Origin of the sequence: Bacillus nitratireducens, assembly GCF_036320425.1 — a bacterium.
Taxonomy (GTDB): domain Bacteria; phylum Bacillota; class Bacilli; order Bacillales; family Bacillaceae_G; genus Bacillus_A; species Bacillus_A nitratireducens.
In genome coordinates, this window is sequence record NZ_JAUMJO010000002.1 from 1,012,043 (window position 1) to 1,034,339 (window position 22,297).

The window sequence follows — 22,297 nt, forward strand, 5'->3', positions numbered from 1 at the left end:
ATTATATTTATGGGATGTAATTGTAATTTCAGACGTTCCCGAGATTGTGATAGATTTTGGGATGATTTAATGTTCTGTAGACGCAGACATAGAGATTGTGATGACCGTCGTTGTAGACGTGACCGCGACTGTGATTGTGATGAATGTCGTCGTAAACGTAATCATGATCGTGACTGTGATTGTGATAAGCGTAAGGATTGGTAAAGTCCTTTGAATGAGTGCGTTTCTTCACAGCACTCTTTTTTTGTTTATGAGTTTTCTAAATTTATACTTATTAAATGGCTGAAATGGAACGTGAAGTAATTAATGAACGTGTTATTAGTGGTGTAGCTGCTGCAAAGGCAAGAGGAAGGGAAGGCGGTAGAAAGAAGGCTCATACTCCTCAACAAATTCAAGGCATGATGGAAATGCTTGCTTCTGGTAAAACGAAAGTAGAAGTATGTGAGATGTTTGATGTTGCTCGTGCACGTGCAACCCTGTATAGGTATATAAAAGAACACTATTCTAAACAATCGACTTTAAATGCTGAGGAGAGTAAAAATGAATAGTAGAGAGGAATTCGAACAGAATCGTACGTATTACTTAAATGTTTTACCTAAAGAGTGTGCAAATTGCGGAGAAACAAATGATTTAGATATACACCACACCGTTCCTTTAGCGAAAGGTGGAACGAATCGAATTAGTAATTTGGTTATGTTATGCCTTGAATGTCATGGGAAGATACATGATGTTAATAGGGTTAAACATAAGGAATTGCAAAGAATAGGGATAGAAAAGGCAAAAGAGCGAAAATATGTACTGAAACAGGAGTTAGTCATACTGTTTTGTACGAAATAGCAAAAGAAAAAGGAATAGTTTAATTTACTTTAAAGTAGCGAATCCGCTGCTTTTTTATTTTATCAAATAAATTGTTTTTGAGTAGAAATGAAAATAGGGGTCTGCCTTAAACATTTATTATTAATCAAGAATATAAGTATAGAAACAGGTCTAATTTTTGTAATGGTGGAGGGGATTGTTGTGGACATAACTCAAAGTGTGGCAAGAATAGTGGTTAATGGGAAAGACCTTCCGTTCACTTCAGTTCAAACCTCTGCATGGAATCATGGACCAGTAAATGATTTAATCGTTTCGACGAATCAGAGAGTGAATGAGCTTTATCAATTCATGTGGTCACAAGTACCAGTTACGATTTCGGTGTATTTTCTTCAAGGGGCGGACTTAATGAGATTCGCTAGGATTGCTGGAATTAATGAACGTGTAACGGGAGAATATATATATCATTTCATTTGGGGATAAAAAGAATTCAAAGTAGCGAATGCGCTGCTTTTTTATTTTGCATAGAAAAAGGAACCATAATAGGCTCCTTAATTCGATTCAGAAGTTGTGTAGTTTTTCTTGATGATATCTTTTATGTTGATAATTAAGGATATAAGGAATCCAGCAGCTAGGATACCGTTCACCCAGTAATATGTATTCCCGGATGTAAATTTATTATAAAAGGAATCGATATTATAATATACTAAGCCTGCTGAAATGACGGTAGAGATTACTAACGTACCAAAACTTTTCATGATGCTGCCCTCCGATTCTGAAATTTTAGACTCTTAATACAATTATACATTTAAATAAAAAGGTTTACAAAGTAATTACCATAAGGAGGAGTTATGACGAGTTACTTCCTACGTATACGCTCTAACAGGACAAACTGTTGGGAATGGTGGATATCAATACGTTAAGTCAGGTGGATGTGGTACTAACTCCTTAGATGAAGCTATTCAAGCTATGGCAGAACGAGGAATAAAAGGTAGGGTTAATGTTGATCCAATTTCTGGAGTATGTTATATCCAAACCGATGTTCTATCTAATGCAGAGTTAGATAAGATTACTTGGTGGATGGATACTAGACCAGGTGGTAAATGGTGGTATGAATATAACAAAGTGAGATAATAGTTGAAGCCATCCTTAATCGGGTGTCTTCAACTATTATCAAAATGCTTCCTTAGCTTTCTCTATTGAGTTCTGTTCCTCTTATGTATTTGTAAATTCGATAACCATAACAAACAGCCTTTATCTTGCTAACTCTCATAAGAGCTTACACTTTGCTCTATCTGTATTTAACCTAGAATACAAGATTTTTTCCTTTTTATTCCCGGCTACATTTGAAAAACTGTATGTTTTTTATCTCAAATCAATTATATCTATAAATTTAAGGGGAATTCTGTTATAAGATGCATCAGTGCACGTTACTAAATTCTTTATCGGATTTATGTCAGTTACATGTGATTCAGCGTGGTCCTTCCATGCCAATCAAAAAATCCAGTGATAAAAAAAGAGGGAGAAGGCATTTTTTATTGAAGTTTGATTATAATAGCTTTTCAACCTGTTAAGGGGGGATCGTAAAGTAGATTATTAATCTCTTTGAAAATTTTTATTTTCCTTATAGTACTTGGCATGCTGTATTAACAAATTTTAATTTTGAAAGGAGAATCAATAAATATGAGCACGAAAAAAAGAATAGGGAATAAGTTATTACTTGTCAGTGCAATTTGTGCGATAACTATTCCTTCGGTTTCATATGCGGAGGAATTAATTTTACCTAAAAATTCCGAAAGTTCTTCAAGCCTGTTTGAGGGACAGCATAAGGATGTATTGAAAACAAGTTTGTATCCCGATACATATAATAATCCGTTCAACCAACAATATATATCAACATTAAAGGAAACAAAAACAAATATAAAAAAATAGACAATATTGACGATGAAAATCCAGTTATATCTACTACCCTTTCATTTATCCGTTATATGCATACTGAAGATTATAAATCTGCATTTAATTTAACTTCTCGATCATTACAGAAAATAATATCTGAAAAATGGCTGAGGACCAGTTAACAGGTCAATACAGATTACACTAAGTTAAAGAAGTAATAGAAAACAATCCATCAGATTCCTTTGTAATCCTTTCAGATGGTGGAGGTGGTGTTGTAGGTATCGATTAGAATTGAATTATATATGAGAGGAAATAAGGTGGTTAAACGTTATTTTGTTTTTGTAAGTGATTTTAAGTTCATAATACTCAAGTCAATTTCAATTGTAGGTAATCTGATTCTTAATTAAAAATAAAATAAAAATTTCAAGTAGCCATCTAAATTTTTCAATAAAAAGTGCCATATAAAGAATGCCTAATACAAAATGGATTTGAAGCAATATTTCCTAAGTAACATTTCTTTTGTTATAGAATAAACAAATTCAGGTATTGCAGTAACTACTGTTTTGAGGTGAATATACTGTGCACTAAGTGTCTAACATCTACTTTTATTTTGGATTTATATTGCAACAACTCTTAATTAGAGGTGTATTTTTGTTAATTAACAACCATTATACTCAGAAAATTAATAATATGTTATGTGATGCGATAATAAAGCTAGGTAGCATAGAGACTGTTAATACAAAGATTAACAACATAATAAAAACCCATTTCATATGTTTTGTCTCCTTTACTACCTCTATTAATTTTGAAATCTATTTATTTCTTCCTCTTTTACGGAAAAATATAACTAATGTTGCGACCATTAATATATTTCTGTTATTTTTAATATTCCATTCGTCTTATGTGTTTTCTACTTTTATGTTTTGTACTGATGATGAGCCCTATACCTCAATTTGATCTCTAAATTACAAATATCCATTGGGTGCATGAATTTCTTCCACTGTGTACATTAAAAAGAATAGTGGTTCAGAAGAAACCTTATCATTTTCATCTGTTGTTAATTTTTCAACCTCTTTACCATCTTTGTCTTAATTTTGGAATGAAGTATTTTTTCAGCTTTACATTTGAATCAGCAGTATCCACTTTTTTAATCTCAATTTGTCCAAGTGGATGAATTGAATTCTTGGCTGTTGATTCTTACGGTTGTACAGTATCTCCTATGACTTTTGCTGTATTTTGAATCTCTTTTCCAGCTTGGCCCTCGCATGGAGTACCACTGTATGCCACTCTGTATGTATCACATCTCCAAATTTTCCGTTTGCTTTTCCTACATTAAATTTACTCTTGTCTGTATTGACTGCATCTGTCACTGTTTAGCCAACTACTTGTAATGCACCTGGGACATATTCTAGTCCTTCTGGCAATTTATTCGGAAAAGATAGATTTTTCACAAGACTAGCAAGAAGCGTATTTCTTGTTCGAATCGTATACGCCAGTTCATCCCCTATTTCTGTATTTTTATTTTGTAAGTTCTTCACTGGTTTCTCGGATTCTATGATAGGATCTTATAGGATCAAAAAACGCACTCCGCTCATTTCATTGTCGTTTAGGAAATTACAAGAAAAAATCTATTTCTTTACACTCAGATAAAGTATCTTTCACTCTTTTCCTATCTGCTTCGAATGTAGATGTTAATTACAAATAAATAATATATGATTTTCATAAAAAAAATATAGTAATATTTTGTCGTGAATTGTACTATTTTGATATTTTATAGTAATATTTTGTCGTAAGTTATACCTGACGGAAAATAATTTATGAATCCACAAAGTAACAATGTAAAATATAGCAGTTAATCTAATTAAAAGGAGAAGGTAATGAATAATTCCATCGATATACAACATTTGTGTGATCTCGCACATAAAGCCTTTAATGTCCCTGTTCACATTTTATCTACAGACAAAAAAATCTTATATCATTCTACTTCTGATTATGTTTGTAGTCCTTTTTATTCTTCTAAAGAGGAACATCTTAGTGGCATTTATCAAGAAAATGATCCCTATAACTTGCCACTTTTCAGATGTAACAGTTATCTTGAAAATTTCGTCCTAATTCATATAGCAAATCATGATTTTATAAAAGGGACTATTATAATTGGCCCCACTGTACATCCGAAGGGATCAGATGATGTAACCTTTAAACTTTGGAAAGAATTTAACTCAAATAAAAATATTCAAGAAAGACTAAACTATTATCAATCCCTACCTGAGGTTAAAAAAACTACTTTAATTGATATGGGAATTTTATTACATTACATGATTTTCAATGAAAAGTTAGATGTTGATATTGTTTTAGAAAAAAATAAAGTGTTAGAGGAAGTTCCCTATAAAATTGTGAAACCCGATCTATATATTTTAAAGCGACAACAAAATAAACCAAAAACTCATAACATGGCATTAGTACATAATTATTTTTCAGCAATCAAAGAGGGAAATAAAAAGAAGTTGTTACAATATATGTATGCAGTTTCGCAGGAAGATACTGAATTAATTTTAACAGCGGATCCACTCAGAAACCAAAAAAACCATGGGATTATTGCGATTACTTTAGCTACTCGATATGCGATAGAAGGTAATCTCCCACCAGACATTGCTTTTGCTCTTAGTATTTTGTATATCCAAACCATGGAACAACTAGATAACGTGGACTCTGTAAGGCGATTGTCAGGAGATGCTTTACGTACTTTTGCAGATCGGGTGAAAGAATTCAATGCGCAAAAATTTTCAAATGTGGTTACTACATGTATGAATCATATTAGTAAAAATGTTTACGATGGAATATCTCTCAATGAACTCGCTAATCATTTGGATATTACCCCTACTTATTTATCTAAATTATTTAAAAAAGAAGTGGGGATTCCTTTAAGTGAATTTATTCAAAGGGAACGAGTGGAAGAAGCAAAAAAATTATTAACACTCACTACATATCCATTATCAGATATTTGTGCTTGGCTTAATTTTAACGATCAAAGTTATTTTACAAGGGTTTTCAAAAAATCAACTAACATGACCCCTAGACAATATCGTGAAAAATATACCGTAATATAAGCTTAGTATCTGTTTCTTGTGCAAAAACTTTAATATACGCGAAAGTATCTCTAAAACTTGAGCATACTATTTCTTTTACTCTAGAAAGGGTATGTGATTGATCTAGAAAAGGAATATGTATTCAAATAGATAACGTTATCAACCTGATAATATTTTGTTAACGGAACCACCTTAGTTTTCTTGATTTGGTGAAAATAATGGAGAAACGGGGCTTAATCATAACTCTTACAACGATTATGCGTTTGATTCATCAGTATGGTTCTGAATTGGACAAATGAATCTGACGTCACATCAAACAAATAGCTCTTAAAGAGTCCATGATACATATACCAAAGTAAAACAGAAATGGATATCTTTATATCATGGTATTAATTTGAATAAAAAAACAAACCATTTTCTCTAAGCAAAACAAAAAACTAGAAGGCCGCAAAGCGCTTTTTCAAGGAAGCTTTGCGGCCTTTTCTTGTTTCAAAACTTCTTGTTATAACGAACTACAAGAATCCAGTTTAGTATCTTCGCGTTAAGAATTGAGATGTTTTTTATGACAATATAAAGATACTTTTGAATAATATGGTGAATTAAAGAGCGTAATAAATCATGTATTTGTTAATAGTAATATCGGAAATTATTCCATAAAACTTAGTAATATAACATATATTACTTGATATATCTATATTATATGTAATTATACATAACCAAATAAAGGTAAAATAGTATAAGAAATCCTATTAAATTATTCTATAAGTATTTTTTCTAAAATATAACTAGCTCAGTTAAAATAAAATAATTTTTTTAACCATATATATATTATGTTGCAATCATCAAAAGTACAAATATAAAATCTAATATTAAATTTTATTAGTATAATATTTCCCGCTCATATAAGCGCTTAAAAATTAAATAATCGAGTACAATCGACAAAATTTTGCTATTTACGCATCGGAAATTTAATGTTTTAATGAACAACATAACTGGTATGACCACACAGAAAGGAGAAGATCACGCTATTAGGGGTTAATAAATTTACAAGTAACATTATGTCGTAATTAATTTTCTTAATAATCAGTTAGTTAGAAGTGAGTTTAGCATCTCAAAAGTATTATTTTTGTAAAAAAGGGTTTTATTTTTCTACATAACAAAAGTGATCTTATTCCGCAATAAAAGTATAAGCAATGTACAGTATAATTTCATCTTTTGTAATCTTATAGAGCCTTTTCCACACAACTAGTAGAGAGGCTTATAAAATTGCTTTCTAAAAATTCATGGCAGGATTAGCTGTAGGAGCAATGAGTTTATCTATCTGAACGCTTGTAATTCAAATAGCAAAACTGGAGAAAAATAAATATTTTACTATTTATTGAGCAACTCATTTTAATATAGCTGATGAAATTTTATTGTTTACTTGTGACAAACATACTATTTAAATGAGCGAAAAGTAATTTTTTTACATTCTATGAGAAATGAATGATAACGAAGGTTTAATACTTTATCCGAAAGACTTTTCCTTTCTCAAGCGTATGCAAGGAGAGAGTCTAGCACTAGGTCGTACAAGTTGTATGAATAAAGTTGTAAAAGAATAATAGTGAAGGGGTGTACGGAATGAAAAATAAAATAATGACAGGATTTTTAATGACATCAATTGTAACTGGGTCGATTATTCCTATCAATACTCTCGCAACACCAATCGTTCAAGCAGAAACTCAACAGGAAAGCATGGATATTTCCTCATCCTTACGAAAATTAGGTGCACAATCTAAATTAATCCAAACATATATTGATCAAGGTTTAATGAGCCCTAATGTACAAATAGAGGAAGTTCCAGCATTAAATACAAATCAATTCCTAATCAAGCAAGATATGAAAGAATGGTCATCAGAACTTTATCCAAATTTAATTCTATTAAATTCAAAAAGCAAAGGATTTGTAACTAAATTTAATAACTATTATCCAGCATTAAAAGAGTTTGTAGACAATAAAGAAGATAAAGAGGGGTTTTTGGATAGACTTGAAGTTCTTCAAGTTATGACTATGACGAACCAAGAAAACGTACAAAGACAGATTAACGAATTAACAGATCTTAAATTACAGCTTGATAAAAAACTTCAAGATCTCGATACTGATGTGACAAAAGCGCAGGGTGTACTAAGTTCAGATGGAACAGGGAAAATAGATCAGCTAAAAAATGAATTACAAAATACTCAAAAATCAATTCAAAATGATTTACAACAAATAGCATTATTACCAGGAGCTTTAAATGAACAAGGGTTTGTTATTTTCAAAGAAGTCTATAACCTTTCAAAAGATATCATTGAACCAGCTGCTCAAACAGCAGTAGCAGCGTATAACAAAGGCAAAGAAATTAACAACTCTATTTTAGAAGCAGAGAAAAAAGCAGAGCAAGAAGCGAAAGAAAAGGGTAAATCTGCTCTAGAGATTGAAGCTGCCAAAAAAGAAGCCCGTGAAGCAATTGAGAAAAGCAAACAAGCTGAAATAGCTGCAGCTGCAGTTGCACAAACAAAAGAGTATGACCTTACAAAAGTTATTGACCCTGAAAAAATTAAGAAAACATATAGTGCCTTCGCTGAAGTAAATAAACTAACAGCAGAACAGCGAACACATTTAGCAGATTTAGAGACACAAAATCAAAAATTTTATGATTTAACAAAGAACCTAAAAATAGCAGATTTACAAAAATCAATGCTCCTAATTATGCAAAATGATTTACATACATTTGCAAATCAAGTGGATGTAGAACTTGGCCTACTAAAACGCTATAAAGAAGATTTGGATCTAATAAAAAATAGCATTACAAAATTATCTACTAATGTTGATACAACTAACCAGCAGTCTCAAAAAGATACATTAAGACAATTAAAAAATGGAATAAGTTATCTTGAAGAACAAGTTTATAAATTTTAATATTATGTTTTCTAAAAATCTAACGAAAGAATGAGAAGGAGAATAGTTATGAAAAAATTTCCATTTAAAGTGTTGACTTTAGCAACTCTGGCAACGGTTATAACTGCTACTACCGGTAACACTATTCATGCATTTGCACAAGAAACGAACGCTCAAGAACAAAAAGTAGGGAATTATACATTAGGACCTGAAGGACTGAAGAAAGCATTAGCTGAAACAGGATCTCATATTCTTGTAATGGATTTGTACGCAAAAACAATGATTAAACAACCGAATGTTAATTTATCTGATATCGATTTAGGTTCAGGAGGTGGAGAGTTACTCAAAAATATTCACCTTAATCAAGAACTGTCGCGAATCAACGCGAATTATTGGTTAGATACAGCGAAGCCACAGATTCAAAAAACAGCACGTAATATTGTAAATTACGATGAACAATTTCAAAATTATTATGACACATTAGTAGATACTGTACAAAAGAGAGATAAGGCAGGCCTGAAAGAGGGCATAAATGATTTAATCACTACAATTAATACAAATTCAAAAGAAGTTACAGATGTAATTAAGATGTTACAAGACTTCAAATCAAAACTGTATACAAATTCTACAGATTTTAAAAATAATGTTGGTGGCCCGGATGGGAAAGGTGGATTAACGGCAATATTAGCGGGACAACAAGCTCTGATTCCACAACTTCAAGCTGAAATTGAGCAACTAAGTGCTACTCAGAAAAAACATTTTGACGATGTATTAGCATGGTCAATTGGTGGTGGATTGGGAGCAGTCATTTTAGTTATTGGAGCTATTGCAGGAGCGGTAGTAATTGTTGTGACTGGCGGTACAGCAACACCTGCTGTTGTTGGTGGCCTTTCGGCTCTTGGTGCAGCTGGAATTGGTTTAGGAACAGCAGCTGGTGTCACAGCGTCTAATCATATGAACTCCTATAACGAAATCTCTAAAAAAATCGGAGAATTAGGTACGAAAGCTGATCGTGCTAACCAAGCAGTTATTTCGCTTACTAACGCGAAAGACACATTGGCATATCTGTATCAAACAGTGGATCAAGCGATACTGTCTCTAACAAATATTCAAAAGCAATGGAATACAATGGGGGCCAACTATACAGATTTACTTGATAATATCGACTCTATGCAAGAACATAAATTCTCTTTAATACCGGATGATTTAAAAGCTGCTAAACAAAGTTGGAATGACATTCATAAAGATGCAGAATTCATTTCAAAAGACATTGCTTTTAAACAAGAATAGAAATTAAACTCAAAACCTATATTGGAGGAATATAAAATGATGAAAAAAATCCCGTACAAACTGATCGTTGCATCGGCGCTTTTAACTATGACAACAGCTTCTGTAGTCTCACCAGTAGCAGCTTTTGCAAGTGAAATTGAACAAACTAACAATGGAGATACGGCTCTTTCAGCAAATGAAGCGAGGATGAAAGAAACCCTGCAAAAGGCCGGTTTATTTGCAAAATCTATGAATGCCTATTCCTATATGTTAATTAAAAATCCAGATGTGAACTTTGAAGGAATTACTATTAATGGATATGTGGATTTACCTGGTAGAATTGTACAAGATCAAAAGAATGCAAGAGCACATGCTATTACATGGGATACGAAAGTAAAAAAACAACTTTTAGATACATTGACGGGTATTATTGAATATGATACAACATTTGACAATTATTACGAAACAATGGTAGATGCGATTAATACAGGTGATGGAGATACTTTAAAAGAAGGGATTACAGATTTACGAGGTGAAATTCAACAAAATCAAAAGGTTGCACAACAATTAATAGAAGAATTAGCTAAATTAAGAGACTCTATTGGACAAGATGTTAGAGCCTTTGGAAGCAATAAAGATCTCTTGCAGTCGATTTTGAAAAACCAAGGTGTAGATGTTGAGGCCGATCAAAAGCGTCTAGATGAAGTTTTAGGATCAGTAAACTATTATAAACAATTAGAATCTGATGGATTTAATGTAATGAAGGGTGCCATTTTGGGCCTACCGATAATCGGCGGTATCATAGTTGGAGTTGCAAGAGATAATTTAGGTAAGTTAGAGCCTTTATTAGCACAATTGCGTCAGACCGTAGATTATAAAGTAACATTAAATCGTGTAGTTGGAGTTGCTTACAATAATACTAGTGAAATGCATAAGGCGCTTGATGATGCTATTAATGCTCTTACTTATATGTCCACGCAATGGCATGATTTAGATTCTCAATATTCGGGAGTACTGGGGCATATTGAAAATGCAGCTCAAAAAGCGGACCAAAATAAATTTAAATTCTTAAAACCTAACTTGAATGCAGCTAAAGACAGTTGGAAAACATTACGAACAGATGCTGTCACATTAAAAGAAGGGATAAAAGAATTAAAAGTGGAACCTGTCACTGCACAAAAATAGGGAAATATAAATTCTGTTGCAAAGTGACCAAAAACATAGAGAGTCTATGATTACACTGTTAAACAGTAATGCAACAATTAATAAATCCTTATACACCAGAAAGGCGGAGTCTCATTAAAGACTTCGCCTTTCACATATCTATATAAGTTCCATCCAAATAACTGTGCAGTTTTACTTGTTTTTTTAAACTTTGCAACTGAACGGATGATAAAAATTTGCTTGATAATATTGACTCTATGTAACAACATAGTGTCTCTTTAATACTTGATGATTTAAAGGCTGCTAAAGAAAGTTAGAATGATACTCATAGATGTATAACTCATTTCGAAAGACATCACTTTTAAAGAAGAATAGAACTTGAAATCAAACCCTATATAGGAGGAATATGTAATGATGAAAAAAATCCCTTACAAAATACTCACTGTATCAACGTTTTTAACTATGACAACTACTTATGCAGTCACACCAGTAGCAGCTTTTGCAATTGAAATTGAACAAACTAACAATGGAGATATGTCTCTTTCAGCAAATAAAGAACAGATGAAAAAAGCTTTACAAGATGCTGGTTTATTTTTGAAATCTATGAATGAATATTCTTATCTGTTAATCAATAATCCTGATGTGAGTTTTGAAGGAATTACTATTAATGGGTATGAAGATTTACCTAATAAAATTGTACAAGATCAAAAGAATGCAAGAGCACATGCAGTTACATGGAATACGCAAGTAAAAAAGCAGCTTTTAGATACATTGACAGGCATTATTGAATACGATAAAAAATTTGAAAACCAATATGAAACATTAGTAGAGGCGATCAATACTGGGAATGGAGATACTTTAAAAAAAGGGATTACAGATTTACGGGGGGAAATTCAACAAAATCAAAAGTCTGCAAAAGCATTAATAGAAGAATTAACTAATTTAAATGAAAATATTGGACAAGATGTTAGAGCATTTGGAAGTAATAAGGATCTCTTGCAGTCTATTTTAAAAATTCAAGGAGCTGCGGTTGAGGATGATCAAAAGCGACTAGAGGACCTTTTAGGGCAAGTAAACTATCAGAAAGACATAGAATCTAAGGGATTGGACATGGTAAAAATCCCCTTTCTTCCCACGTTGATTGCTGGTGGTATAATGATAGGTGATGCAAGAGGTAAGTTAGGCTGGCTAGAGCCAGAATTAGCAAAATTACGTCAGAATGTAGATTATAAAATAACATTAAATCGTGTGGTTGGAGTTGCGTTTCATAATATTAGTGATATGCATAGTGCGATTGATAATGCTATTACTGCTCTTACTTATATGTCCACGCAATGGGATGATTTAGACTCTCAATATACGGGCGTACTGGGACATATTGATAAAGCTGATCAAAAAGCTGATCAAAATAGATATAAATTCTTAATCCCTAACTTGAATGCGGCGAAAGACAGTTGGAAAACATTAAGAACAGATGTTGTCACATTACAAGAAGGGATAAAAATTGCAGAGAAAAAGGAGCAGGATTTTATAAATCAGCTTCGTCCATCAAACGTTTTCTACTTTTATAAAAAAATTCATAACGCATATACATTTGAAATAAAGACTGGAACAAATGCGCCAAATGCGTCTTATAAAGTTATGAATTTAACTAAAAACACTGTTTATAATATGTGGAGTGGAGGACCAAATACAAATATGTGGGCTGACTGGCTTTCATTCAATCCAAAAGATGAATTTGCAGTGGTAGCAGTAGTAGATGGGAAAGAATATGTTGTATATAAAGACAAAATAGAAAATATAACGAACTAAAACCGAAAAGTTAGAAAGAAAAATTATGCAGCAATTGGAGATGGTACACTAAGTTAAGTGGAAAAGATGATTCAGAGAGTTCTGTTGCAAAGTTTTTTAATAGATAAAAAGTTGGTATGATTGCAGATGGATTTTATGCAACCCTTAGTAATCGTTGCAATTCATTATACATCGAAAAAAACGAAGTTTGGTTTTTGCAAACTTCGTTTTCGTTTATATCTATTGTTTTAAAAATTCTCCCATTATTTCCATTATGTCCTCTGCATCGCTTACTTTATCTTTTGAAAAGCGCCATTGGTCTTTTCCGTATCGCTCCATCTCAACTTTTATTACTTTTTCTTTATTTGAAACTTTTGCTTCTGGTAATATAGATATAAAGTAATCAAACGATTGACTAAATAATTTAGACTGTTCGATTCCTGGATTTTCTCTTAGCAATCTTTCATTTTCCTTATTTAATTTTGGCTGCAATTCACTTAATAATAAGGGTTTCACTTTTAATTCTACTTCAACTTTATCTTCCTCAGGTGAAGAACCTGCTGATTTTACTTTAAATGTAACTTTTTCCTGTAGTGCAGATTTCAACTTTTTATAATAACTTTCAAATTCCTGGTCACTAATTTCATTATGCGTACTGGACGTTGCATCTTTTTTAAATTCCTTTAGTATATTCTCAGTAAATTGCTTGCCATCTTCGCCGGATAACTTATTAATCTTGTCTACATCTTTATCATAATAAATAGCATTTATATAAGCTATTAGAGCTTCAGCCGGTTTATTTAAGTCTTTTGTATTCTTTTCTATTTCCTTCGTATCAATTTTGAAAGAAACATTTTCTGTTTCCTCGTCTCTTTTTTTTGTTTCCTCATTGGAATAAACAAGCTCATATGATGAGGCTTTATTCACTTCGTAGTATAGGGTCCCCGATACTTTTTTACCAGGTTCTAATTCTATTAAGCGTAATTTATCTAAATCAGCCTTATCATATTTCTTCATTTTTTCATCACCTTGATATAGTGTAAAGAGATAGGGTGATATCTCTAACATTTCATCCCCTTTAGTTTTCACACTCACTTTGGATTTTAATACTTTATCTTTACTTATCCCCCCTGTTAACCCATTTAATGGTAATACATACTCAGCATTTTCAACTTCAATTTCCACATTCTTCGAAGACGAAGATGCCTTTCCATTTTTTACAACTGTGGAACTTTGTGAAGAACTACAACCAGTCACAATAGTTAATGTGAATATAAATAAAAAACAAGGCATAAAAAACTTTCTAAGCTTCAATTAAAACCCCTCCACTCCTTTATTCGAAAATATTTACCATTTTACCATAAATTCCTACTTGTTATTTCTAAAACCATATATTCTTAAATAAAAAAGTCCATATAATACTCTCTTTCATTTTGGGAGACCAAGGGCATATAACCATGCATAGAAGTGGTTATTGCTAAAAGTTCAATTAAGATTTTGTTAAAATAGATATAAAGTAATAATTAAAACAGAAGAATATTGTGGGAAGTTTTAGTTTCGTGGAAAAATTATCTTAAAACAGATTCCTCAATATGGTGTCCCGCCCCATCGCTATCAAGTTAAGAAACACATTCTTCCCCAAAACGATAAAAATGAACTTCGGTGCTATAAAAAACCCAAAATTTCCATTTAGGAGATACCTTAAAATCTTAGCCTGATGACTATGGGATGGTCGGGTACAAATGTTAATGTTTTGCCTATTAATTTTTCTTTTATCCGCTTATAATCATTTGTTTTATTGAATAAAGAAAGTAATTTCACTGAAATCCGTTTATTAGTAGGTAGTTTTTTTCATTCCGCATTGTTGGTACATGGTTCTGTCCGAAAGCACCTTCTTTTTCTAATACAATGGATGATACAAGCATTTTCACCTCTATGTTTTGACCGATTAGTTTACCTGATATTTCACCTCCTAACCTTGATAATTCAAGTGTTAACGGAAAAAAGGGAAACCTAAAAGATACAGAAAATAAGAAACCCTCAAATCAAGAAGGTAGCTGAGTAGTAATATTTTTCTATCCAAATATTACTATTTTTTATTTTTCATGCTATGATTGATATGTTAATGAGTTGAAAGGGTGATTTTATGAAGTTTGGTAAAATAGGATTAGTTGTTGCAGCAAGTTTAAGTCTTTTTGCTTTATCTGCGTGTGGAAAATCTGCAAAAGAAACAGTTGTTTCTTCAACAGAAAACATTTTAAATGCAAAACAAATGGAATCAAGCGGTTCAATTTCTTTTAAATTCGATTCTAATCCGAAAGATATGGAAACAGAAGATAAAGCGGCAATTGATATGTTAAAAAACATATCATTTACAGTTGATTCAAAAACAGATAAAGATGCAAAAAAAGATGAAATAACAATTGGTGCAAATATTAAAACAGATGGAATGAAAATGGATATATCGATTCCAATGTTTATGGATGAAGGGAAAAAGGCTTTATATGTAAAAGCGAATAATGTAAAATCACTATTACAATTAGCTGGCGTTCCTGGTGATAGTTTTTCTACTCTAGAAGGAAAAGTTATCAAAATGGATATGAAAGATTTAGGAGAAGTGGATACAAAAGAATCTGTGGAAATCCAAGAGAAAGTACAGAAAGCGTTATTAGATGCAATCAAAGCACTTCCTGAAGACAAATTTACAAAAGAAAAAGATGTATATACTGTGAAATTAACAGGTAAAGATTTAAAAACAGTGATTGAAAAGGTATTTGATGAAATGTCTACAATGAAAAACTTCACTGGAACAAAACAAGAAATTGCAGACTTTAAGAAAAAATTAAAAGATGCAAATCTTGATAAATCATCTATTTCTTTAATTTATACAATGGATGGAACAACGATTAAAAAACAGGATGCAGCAATTCATGTCGAAGCAAAAAATTCTAAAGACGAAAAAGAAACAATTAAATTTGATATGAATATTAATTCTGATATTAAATCTATCGATAAACCAATCAAATTCACATTCGATACTTCTGAAAAGAACATTGTCCCAATGGATGAGTTACAAAAAATGATTGGTGAATTTATGAATCAATCTATGAGGTATGATAACATGGATGGCGGGGAAGTAACTCCTGTTCAACCAGCTCCAACAGAACCTGCAGTATAAAGCCCCTCTTAGAATGGGCATAGCCACATTGCTATCAAACTAGCAAAATAAAATACAAAAAATACGCTATTCTTTCTGTAGAATTATAGGAAAGGGTGGCGTTTTTGTATGTCTATTTCTGTATCTGATGAATTACAATTATTTTCACATCACGCTTCAAAAGAAAAAAGTGAGGAGAAAACTCACTTTAATTTATCTTATTTCTGACTTATATCACCTGTACGTCATGAATGATTTACTAATACGTTTCATTTATTTTACACTTCACTTTATATACATCATTCATTGCTTTCGGGGATGACGACACAACGTGTACGGTTGTTTTCCAAGATTGGTACGTGCTCAGATCCTAGTATAAGTGTTTACAATCTTAGTATGAGCAAATGTGACCGGTTTAATAAAATAGATAAATTTTTTCGAATAGCCTAACAATCTAGTTGCATAATAGGGGAAGGGATAAGAGTTAAAGGAAAAAAATCGGTAGGGTTCTCCTAAAGGTCGGCTTGGTTTTAAGCTGATCTTTTAAATTTGTCCCTTAAGTCAACGATTATTTATATGGTATTCTGGAGGAAAGGGGATGAGGTTATATGGATGTGACGAAAGAAATTGAAAAGATTTTTGTTGATAGTGAAGAACTTTCATTTATTGAAGCAAAAACTTTGAATTATCAGGAGCAAATGTCTACTGCAGATGGGTTTATTATTAGAACTGACGAAAGAGTTAAAAAGTACTATGATGCTCTTTGGTCACGAGAACAGGTATTAGTAGAGGTTTACTACGGGGATGGTTCACTTAACTACAAGCTTACTAATATTATAGCTGTCAAAGATGGTATGAATGGACAATACGAATATCATTTCTTTGGTGGATAGGGGGAGATCTCTTGAATTAGTTCAGTGAATCTGAAATTGGGACACAATATAAATTTAAAAAGAGTGAAACAAAAAATGAGTTGGAACTGGAATTAGTTCAAGAAAACATTCCATCAGAGTAATAAAGATTAATATCCCTGTCAAAGAACCTATTAAGTGCATCTTACATTTCTATCAACTTAAGGATATAAAACTACTCCAAAAAGTAAAAAAACGTTATTCTTTCTAGATAAGATAAATTTGAAAGAATAACGTTTTTGTTATATCAATCCAAACTTATCTTAGCCTAATGGGTATGTAATCATACTATTTTTAGAATACGAGGATAAATACGACCTAATTTAATAGATTTCTTACACGTAACTTTAAGTTCTTGCATTAAAACCTTTCGAATTATATTTTAATTTTTTTTTGGAGAAGTTCTTCAATAAGTTTTGTTTTTTCATTCACCTTTGTTGTATATGTGAAATCACCATAACAATATGGATACCTAAAATTTTGTTTATTTCCACCACAAGTGTATATGTCTGGATTCTGATCAACTTTCATCTTAGAAAACTTTTTAGCCGAATCGTCTGAGTGTTGTTTAGCCTCTTGACTGGAAATAAAATCAATATACCCTGGTCCCATATTATAGCTTTGAATAATTGTATCCATGCTAACACCTTTTTCTGTTCCATATTTGTACATTTGAGCAAAGTGCTTTACCCCTTGTTTAATGCTCAAGTTTATCTCTTGTATTTCATTTGGCTTTAATCCAAGTGATTCAGAGGACTGCATAGGGTCGTTGCCCTCACCTCTACTCTCTTGGTACATAATTCCTAACAAAAGTGCTGTTTTTTCTCCTAAATTATATTTTTCTAATTCTTTTTTCATAATGGGCTCATATTGCAATAAACGTTCTTCGGTAGCGAGCGCTTTATTTCTATGAATATTAGTTTTATGATTAAAATATAGTATCCCAATGATTGTTCCTAAACCTAAAATACTAATAAAAAATAATATAATAACTTGTTTTTTACTCTTATTCTTCATATATTACTCCTCCTTGTATAAAAAATTGCATTTTCAATGGTGGTGGTTGGTTATTTATAAAAGATGCAATAATCACCTTTACCCCTGCTTTTTTAGACTCGAAATCTTTTCTTTTAGATGTAAAGTTTAATATAAAATTTTAAAGATAAGGTAAAGATAAGATAAAAATAAAATAAAGTTCATTTATTAGAGTAATTTAAAAGGATATTGGTATAAAGGGGAGATTAACAGACCATGTCTAGGATTCAAATTATTTATCTCCTACCTTGCTATATAGTAAACTGTCAAAAATAATAACAAAATAGAGTTTTATTATTATTTCTTCAATTCAAAAACAAGCCGAAAAATTCACATCCAGATGTAAATTTTTCGGCTTGTTTTTAGGTAGTCAACGAAGAAGAGGCACCAGCTCAAAAAGAAAATTATACGTTTTGGCACAGAATAACCTGTTCCCTGTATCTTAAGAAACCGGTTATTTATTTTACTGCTCTTCTATAAAGTTTTGCCCCGCAATGCTATTAAATTATTCGATTTTTCACTATACTATCTCTAGCGGTTGATTGTTTTATTAGAGTACAATTATATATCCATTACTAGCTGTAACATAAAACGTTTGCCCTCAATTATTGTGGATTTTGTATTGCGGTGAATCAACTAAGATAACCTTTTGCACAAGAGACAGGTTTTGTAAAACGTAAAAGTAAGTATGGCGCAAAAGATTTAGCTGCTTTATGTATCTGGATTAGTCAACATGTAGCAAGCGATTCTCTTACTCGATTATGTAGTCAGCTTTGTGCAAATACAGCTACAATTATGAGTTCAGAAAGACTTAATCAACGTTTTAACCGATGTGCTGTTTTATTTTTACAGCGTGTATTTTCCCTTTTAATCAAAAGAAAACTTTAAAAACAAATAAAAAAATATCAAGCATGTGGGCATCAAGAACGGAAGTTCATGGAATACCCATCTTTAGCTTGATGGGTATGTGGCGGTCCCCCATGCCCATCAGGCTAATATTTTGAAGTATCCCCAAAACAAAAATTTTATATCATTACTTCATACCGAAAAACAAAGGGCAGGGGTATACTTTCCTGTTTGATATTTGTTTTGTTTAAAATATTGTTCGTATAGGAAGCGAATAAGCATCCTATACGAACAACATTACATATTAATAATTTAGAAGGTTTTAAAAATAAAGAGGTGACTTTTAAATGTATAATGAGTCAATATATTATCCTTATATAAATTATGATCAATACTTCGATCGTCAATTCCCTGGTCCTCAGATTCCAGGTATACCTGGAATCTGAGGACCAGGTTTTCCGGGTGCACCAAGTTTTCCAGGACAGCAAAGTTCACAAGCTCCAACATCTCCTCCCCCATCATTTATTCCTCAACAATCAACAGCTTCACCATTTGCTGTTGATTCAGGAGCAATTGCATTATGTTTATTTCGAAATACTTATATATGGCTTAGTAATGGTGAACAGTTTTGGTATTTCCCAATTTTTGTAGGACCAAGGTCTGTTGCTGGTTTTAGATGGAACGGTAGGTTTTGGGTTATTTTTGGAATTGATACGAGAAGGATTATTTTATTTACATGTTTTTAAAAATTATAGAGTAACGATAGAGGTTTAATTATATAAACAAAAGAGGTATTTGAATGAAAAAATTTCAATCATTTGAAGGTACAATAACTATGATTAACGATTTTGTAACAGGATCAAACGAAGATATAGGATGTAATAAATTAATGTCCGTAGATAATGGTTATGGGAATCTAATAAATTTTGTAGTGAAACCAAATACGTATTTTATCGACTTTGCAACGGTAGTAGTAGGAGATAAAGTAACTGGGTTTTACGATGCCAACGTCCCTGCGCCTCTCATTTTCCCACCACAATTTCAAGCGATTGTTATGGCAAAATATACACCCCATCAAAATGTAAAAGTAGACTATTTTAATGAACAGTTGGAGAGTAGTGATGGAAAATTAAAATTAAATATTTCTCCTTCTACTCAAATTTTATTAACAAATGGTCAAGTCTTCACAGGTAATCTTGTAAATCGAAATTTAATAGCTATTTATGGTTTTACAACAATGAGTATACCAGCTCAAACTACACCATATAGAATCATTGTTTTGTGTCAAAAGTGATTTCTATTCTAAAGGGTCTCTCGGTTTATCAAACTACAATCCATTGTAGACTCAAAAATTTAAGCCATCTTATTGAACAGGATCATTGGCATGTAAAGAGACGTTTTGCCAAATCTGCAGGATTTCAAAATCTTAGTCATGCTTCACGTACGATAAAAGGTATCGAGACCATTCATGCCCTATATAAACAAAGGCGAAGTCTTCAAAGAGACTCCGCCTTTTCAATGTACAATGAACTTCAACAATTACTAGCTAATGCTTAAACCTTGTTCCTTATTTACTGTTCACTTTTAATTTTCTCGCAATCTTTCCATCAAGAAGATCAAAAACAGCTGAAAAGAAAATTAAAATGAAGGCTACTCCCAAGTAGTCACTCATATTCATGGTAATTGAAAAAACACCGCCCAATAAATTTCCAATCGCAAATAAATTCGGTACAGCTTTTACCATCTGATTGAACAAGGTTGTTCCCCCTAAGTTGATCAAACTGTTTCCGTTCTTAAGTTGATGGGCATGTATGGTGATCCCACATCCATCAACTTAAGAAAAACAAATACCTCAAAACAAAAAACACACTCGTTCTGATTAGGAACGAGTGTGTTTAGGTTATCTGAAAGGTACAAACTTCCATGTACTAGGTTTTTGTGTTTTTTCACCTAGTACAATCCAACTTTTCTCTGCATTTATATTCTCATAATTTAATGGATAACCATCTGTAAAAATATTATATTCTGTAGGGTTATCCGGGTTAATTTGAATTTTAAAGTCTGCTAAACTATCAGATTTCTTAGCAAGGTGAACCCAACTAGAATATTTGGACCAATTTAAATATTGATATTGATCATAATTAGAATGCTTCATGCGAAGGTATACGCTTTCACCGTGGTGTAGCTTTGCATCATTATCTTTGTAAAATACAAATTCTATAGGTGTACCAGATAAAGCATTGTTCTTATTATTTGCAAGTAAAACATAATCGTAACGATTTGCTACATACCATTCAAACGTTAGACCTTGAAAAGGAGATTCACTTGGTACGATATAATAGTTTTTCCCTGCTTCTATAACATTTCCTGCTATATCATAGATTTGTGCAGTTTCTAAACTTGGAGCTTGCACATTTTTAGTAAACGTTTTAAACCAAAGATTTAGGAAACCTGCTGTATTACGCTGAGATTCTCCTAAGCTTCGCTGCACAGCTGGGGTAACCATTTCTTGCCACAATTGCGCCTTACCGCTATTGTAATACTCAAATGTTTTATCATTAGCGATATTTTGAATTTCAGGTTTAGCTACTCGGGCTGCATAATCAATCCATTCTTCAGGTGTAGATAGAGAGTCGTTATAATTCCCTCCAGTAGTGACTGCAAATTGATCTTGAATGGTTGTAATATAATTTTCAAAATAGCTATGATATTTTATAGCTCTCGTATCAATTGCGGTAAAATTTGCTGCATGCATAGGTTGTGTCGCATCTGTAAAGTAGTGCGTGGCTATCCCTAAGTAATAGAAAGCTTTTTCATAGTCTTTATTTCGTAAATGTTCTCCAGATTCATAAAAGTATCTCTTGCCTTGTGTAAGAGCGGTTGGATCTGTTTCTCCTCTATAATTTTCTTTAGTATCAGGATCATAAAAATGGGATTTCCATCCACCTTTAAAAACGCCACCTATTCCCGTTCCACCATCGTTAAATTCTGCATTATAATCTGCATCATATAATCCTTTAGAAAATAGATCTTTATATTGCGGATAATTTAAGAAGTCCACAGCCTGCTTATTTGCTTCAACATTAGATTCTGTTTTCATAATTTCAATAGCTTGTTTTGCAATCCATAAATGTGTACTTTTATCAGAATGATACGGAGCTTCTGCAGACCATCGAGCGGTAATAGGATCATTCTCAGTTAAATCAATTTGATCGAGATGAGCAAAACTACTTTGAGGAGCTACTCCTAAAATAGTTAAAGTCATTCCGGCTATACATAGTGTTGATGTGATTTTTTTCATTTTTTATTCCTTTCTAAGCATGAAGATATAAGTATTATAAATACAGCAATATCATAAAGATACAGGCAACCCCTAATATGCAATATTACATATTAATAAATTCATATGA

General features: G+C 32.1%; 17 protein-coding genes and 8 pseudogenes. 17 read left to right on the forward strand and 8 right to left on the reverse strand.

Translation table 11 applies throughout. The features are described 5' to 3' along the window. The first annotated feature begins 9 nt into the window (after positions 1-9). From Q3V31_RS11440 to Q3V31_RS11455, 4 genes are all read left to right on the forward strand, one after another. Positions 10-204, forward strand: a complete 195-nt coding sequence (locus tag Q3V31_RS11440; RefSeq protein WP_002094518.1) for a hypothetical protein — start codon at positions 10-12, stop codon at positions 202-204. A gap of 83 nt (positions 205-287) precedes the next feature. Continuing rightward, positions 288-548: a helix-turn-helix domain-containing protein gene (locus tag Q3V31_RS11445; RefSeq protein ID WP_269719412.1), complete on the forward strand. Its 261-nt coding sequence runs from the start codon at positions 288-290 to the stop codon at positions 546-548. Beyond that, positions 541-837 (forward strand): HNH endonuclease, encoded by a 297-nt coding sequence (locus Q3V31_RS11450; protein ID WP_001088450.1) that lies wholly within the window; start codon positions 541-543, stop codon positions 835-837. The genes Q3V31_RS11445 and Q3V31_RS11450 overlap by 8 nt, the downstream gene beginning before the upstream one ends. Before the next feature lie 87 nt (positions 838-924). Further along, positions 925-1,296, forward strand: coding sequence for a hypothetical protein (locus Q3V31_RS11455; protein WP_002094521.1), 372 nt, complete (start codon positions 925-927; stop codon positions 1,294-1,296). Between the two features lie 68 nt (positions 1,297-1,364). Here Q3V31_RS11455 and Q3V31_RS11460 read toward each other — a convergent pair whose 3' ends face one another. Next, entirely contained in the window at positions 1,365-1,571 is a 207-nt protein-coding gene (locus tag Q3V31_RS11460) for a hypothetical protein (protein WP_000834521.1), read from the reverse strand. Positions 1,572-1,677: 106 nt separating this feature from the next. Here Q3V31_RS11460 and Q3V31_RS11465 point away from each other — a divergent pair. Then, positions 1,678-1,947: pseudogene (locus Q3V31_RS11465) on the forward strand (N-acetylmuramoyl-L-alanine amidase C-terminal domain-containing protein); the annotation flags it as partial. 231 nt (positions 1,948-2,178) lie between these two features. On the opposite strand, the pseudogene Q3V31_RS11470 reads toward Q3V31_RS11465, so the two are convergent. Next, positions 2,179-2,277 (reverse strand): annotated as a pseudogene (locus Q3V31_RS11470) (YolD-like family protein); the annotation flags it as partial. Positions 2,278-2,496: 219 nt separating this feature from the next. On the opposite strand from Q3V31_RS11470, the pseudogene Q3V31_RS11475 reads away from it, so the two are divergent. Beyond that, positions 2,497-2,885 (forward strand): annotated as a pseudogene (locus Q3V31_RS11475) (alpha/beta hydrolase); the annotation flags it as partial. Between the two features lie 789 nt (positions 2,886-3,674). Here the strand turns inward: Q3V31_RS11475 and Q3V31_RS30980 are convergent. Together Q3V31_RS30980 and Q3V31_RS11480 are read right to left on the reverse strand one after the other, a co-directional pair. Further along, positions 3,675-3,743: pseudogene (locus Q3V31_RS30980) on the reverse strand (hypothetical protein); the annotation flags it as partial. Positions 3,744-4,082: 339 nt separating this feature from the next. Continuing rightward, a complete protein-coding gene (locus Q3V31_RS11480) occupies positions 4,083-4,247 on the reverse strand; it encodes a hypothetical protein (RefSeq protein WP_016129860.1) in 165 nt (54 codons plus the stop codon). A 339-nt stretch (positions 4,248-4,586) separates the two neighbouring features. Here Q3V31_RS11480 and Q3V31_RS11485 point away from each other — a divergent pair, with 339 nt between their 5' ends. From Q3V31_RS11485 to hblB, 5 genes are all read left to right on the forward strand, one after another. Further along, on the forward strand, positions 4,587-5,816 hold the full coding sequence (locus tag Q3V31_RS11485) for a helix-turn-helix domain-containing protein (protein ID WP_090814375.1): 1,230 nt from the start codon (positions 4,587-4,589) through the stop codon (positions 5,814-5,816). A gap of 1,599 nt (positions 5,817-7,415) precedes the next feature. Then, positions 7,416-8,735 carry a hemolysin BL lytic component L2 gene (hblC, locus tag Q3V31_RS11495; RefSeq protein ID WP_000791011.1) on the forward strand — a complete coding sequence of 440 codons (1,320 nt, stop codon included), beginning with the start codon at positions 7,416-7,418 and terminating at the stop codon, positions 8,733-8,735. A gap of 48 nt (positions 8,736-8,783) precedes the next feature. Beyond that, on the forward strand, positions 8,784-10,004 hold the full coding sequence (gene hblD, locus Q3V31_RS11500; protein WP_000714427.1) for a hemolytic enterotoxin HBL lytic component L1: 1,221 nt from the start codon (positions 8,784-8,786) through the stop codon (positions 10,002-10,004). Positions 10,005-10,040: 36 nt separating this feature from the next. Continuing rightward, complete coding sequence (hblA, locus tag Q3V31_RS11505; RefSeq protein WP_000976168.1) at positions 10,041-11,168, forward strand: hemolysin BL binding component B; 1,128 nt, start codon at positions 10,041-10,043, stop codon at positions 11,166-11,168. Between the two features lie 390 nt (positions 11,169-11,558). Further along, positions 11,559-12,959 (forward strand): hemolysin BL regulatory component HblB, encoded by a 1,401-nt coding sequence (gene hblB, locus Q3V31_RS11510; RefSeq protein ID WP_329765156.1) that lies wholly within the window; start codon positions 11,559-11,561, stop codon positions 12,957-12,959. A 219-nt stretch (positions 12,960-13,178) separates the two neighbouring features. Here the strand turns inward: hblB and Q3V31_RS11515 are convergent, their stop codons facing one another. After that, positions 13,179-14,252: a DUF5105 domain-containing protein gene (locus Q3V31_RS11515; RefSeq protein WP_329765157.1), complete on the reverse strand. Its 1,074-nt coding sequence runs from the start codon at positions 14,250-14,252 to the stop codon at positions 13,179-13,181. A gap of 832 nt (positions 14,253-15,084) precedes the next feature. On the opposite strand from Q3V31_RS11515, the gene Q3V31_RS11520 reads away from it, so the two are divergent. Then, positions 15,085-16,116, forward strand: coding sequence for a hypothetical protein (locus Q3V31_RS11520; RefSeq protein WP_000668249.1), 1,032 nt, complete (start codon positions 15,085-15,087; stop codon positions 16,114-16,116). 587 nt (positions 16,117-16,703) lie between these two features. Then, entirely contained in the window at positions 16,704-16,988 is a 285-nt protein-coding gene (locus tag Q3V31_RS11525; protein WP_000383520.1) for a hypothetical protein, read from the forward strand. Between the two features lie 393 nt (positions 16,989-17,381). Here Q3V31_RS11525 and Q3V31_RS11530 read toward each other — a convergent pair whose 3' ends face one another. Then, complete coding sequence (locus tag Q3V31_RS11530) at positions 17,382-18,023, reverse strand: lysozyme family protein (protein WP_000792295.1); 642 nt, start codon at positions 18,021-18,023, stop codon at positions 17,382-17,384. Between the two features lie 669 nt (positions 18,024-18,692). On the opposite strand from Q3V31_RS11530, the pseudogene Q3V31_RS11535 reads away from it, so the two are divergent. From Q3V31_RS11535 to Q3V31_RS11550, 4 genes and pseudogenes are all read left to right on the forward strand, one after another. Further along, positions 18,693-18,926 (forward strand): annotated as a pseudogene (locus Q3V31_RS11535) (IS4 family transposase); the annotation flags it as partial. A 308-nt stretch (positions 18,927-19,234) separates the two neighbouring features. Continuing rightward, positions 19,235-19,633: pseudogene (locus tag Q3V31_RS11540) on the forward strand (collagen-like protein). A gap of 53 nt (positions 19,634-19,686) precedes the next feature. After that, positions 19,687-20,181 carry a hypothetical protein gene (locus Q3V31_RS11545; RefSeq protein ID WP_329765158.1) on the forward strand — a complete coding sequence of 165 codons (495 nt, stop codon included), beginning with the start codon at positions 19,687-19,689 and terminating at the stop codon, positions 20,179-20,181. A 23-nt stretch (positions 20,182-20,204) separates the two neighbouring features. Beyond that, positions 20,205-20,444, forward strand: a pseudogene (locus tag Q3V31_RS11550) (DDE-type integrase/transposase/recombinase); the annotation flags it as partial. A gap of 13 nt (positions 20,445-20,457) precedes the next feature. Here Q3V31_RS11550 and Q3V31_RS11555 read toward each other — a convergent pair. Both Q3V31_RS11555 and Q3V31_RS11560 read right to left on the reverse strand, forming a co-directional pair. Continuing rightward, positions 20,458-20,643: pseudogene (locus tag Q3V31_RS11555) on the reverse strand (CDP-alcohol phosphatidyltransferase family protein); the annotation flags it as partial. A 144-nt stretch (positions 20,644-20,787) separates the two neighbouring features. Next, positions 20,788-22,188: a zinc dependent phospholipase C family protein gene (locus tag Q3V31_RS11560; RefSeq protein ID WP_090814376.1), complete on the reverse strand. Its 1,401-nt coding sequence runs from the start codon at positions 22,186-22,188 to the stop codon at positions 20,788-20,790. Between the last annotated feature and the right edge of the window lie 109 nt (positions 22,189-22,297).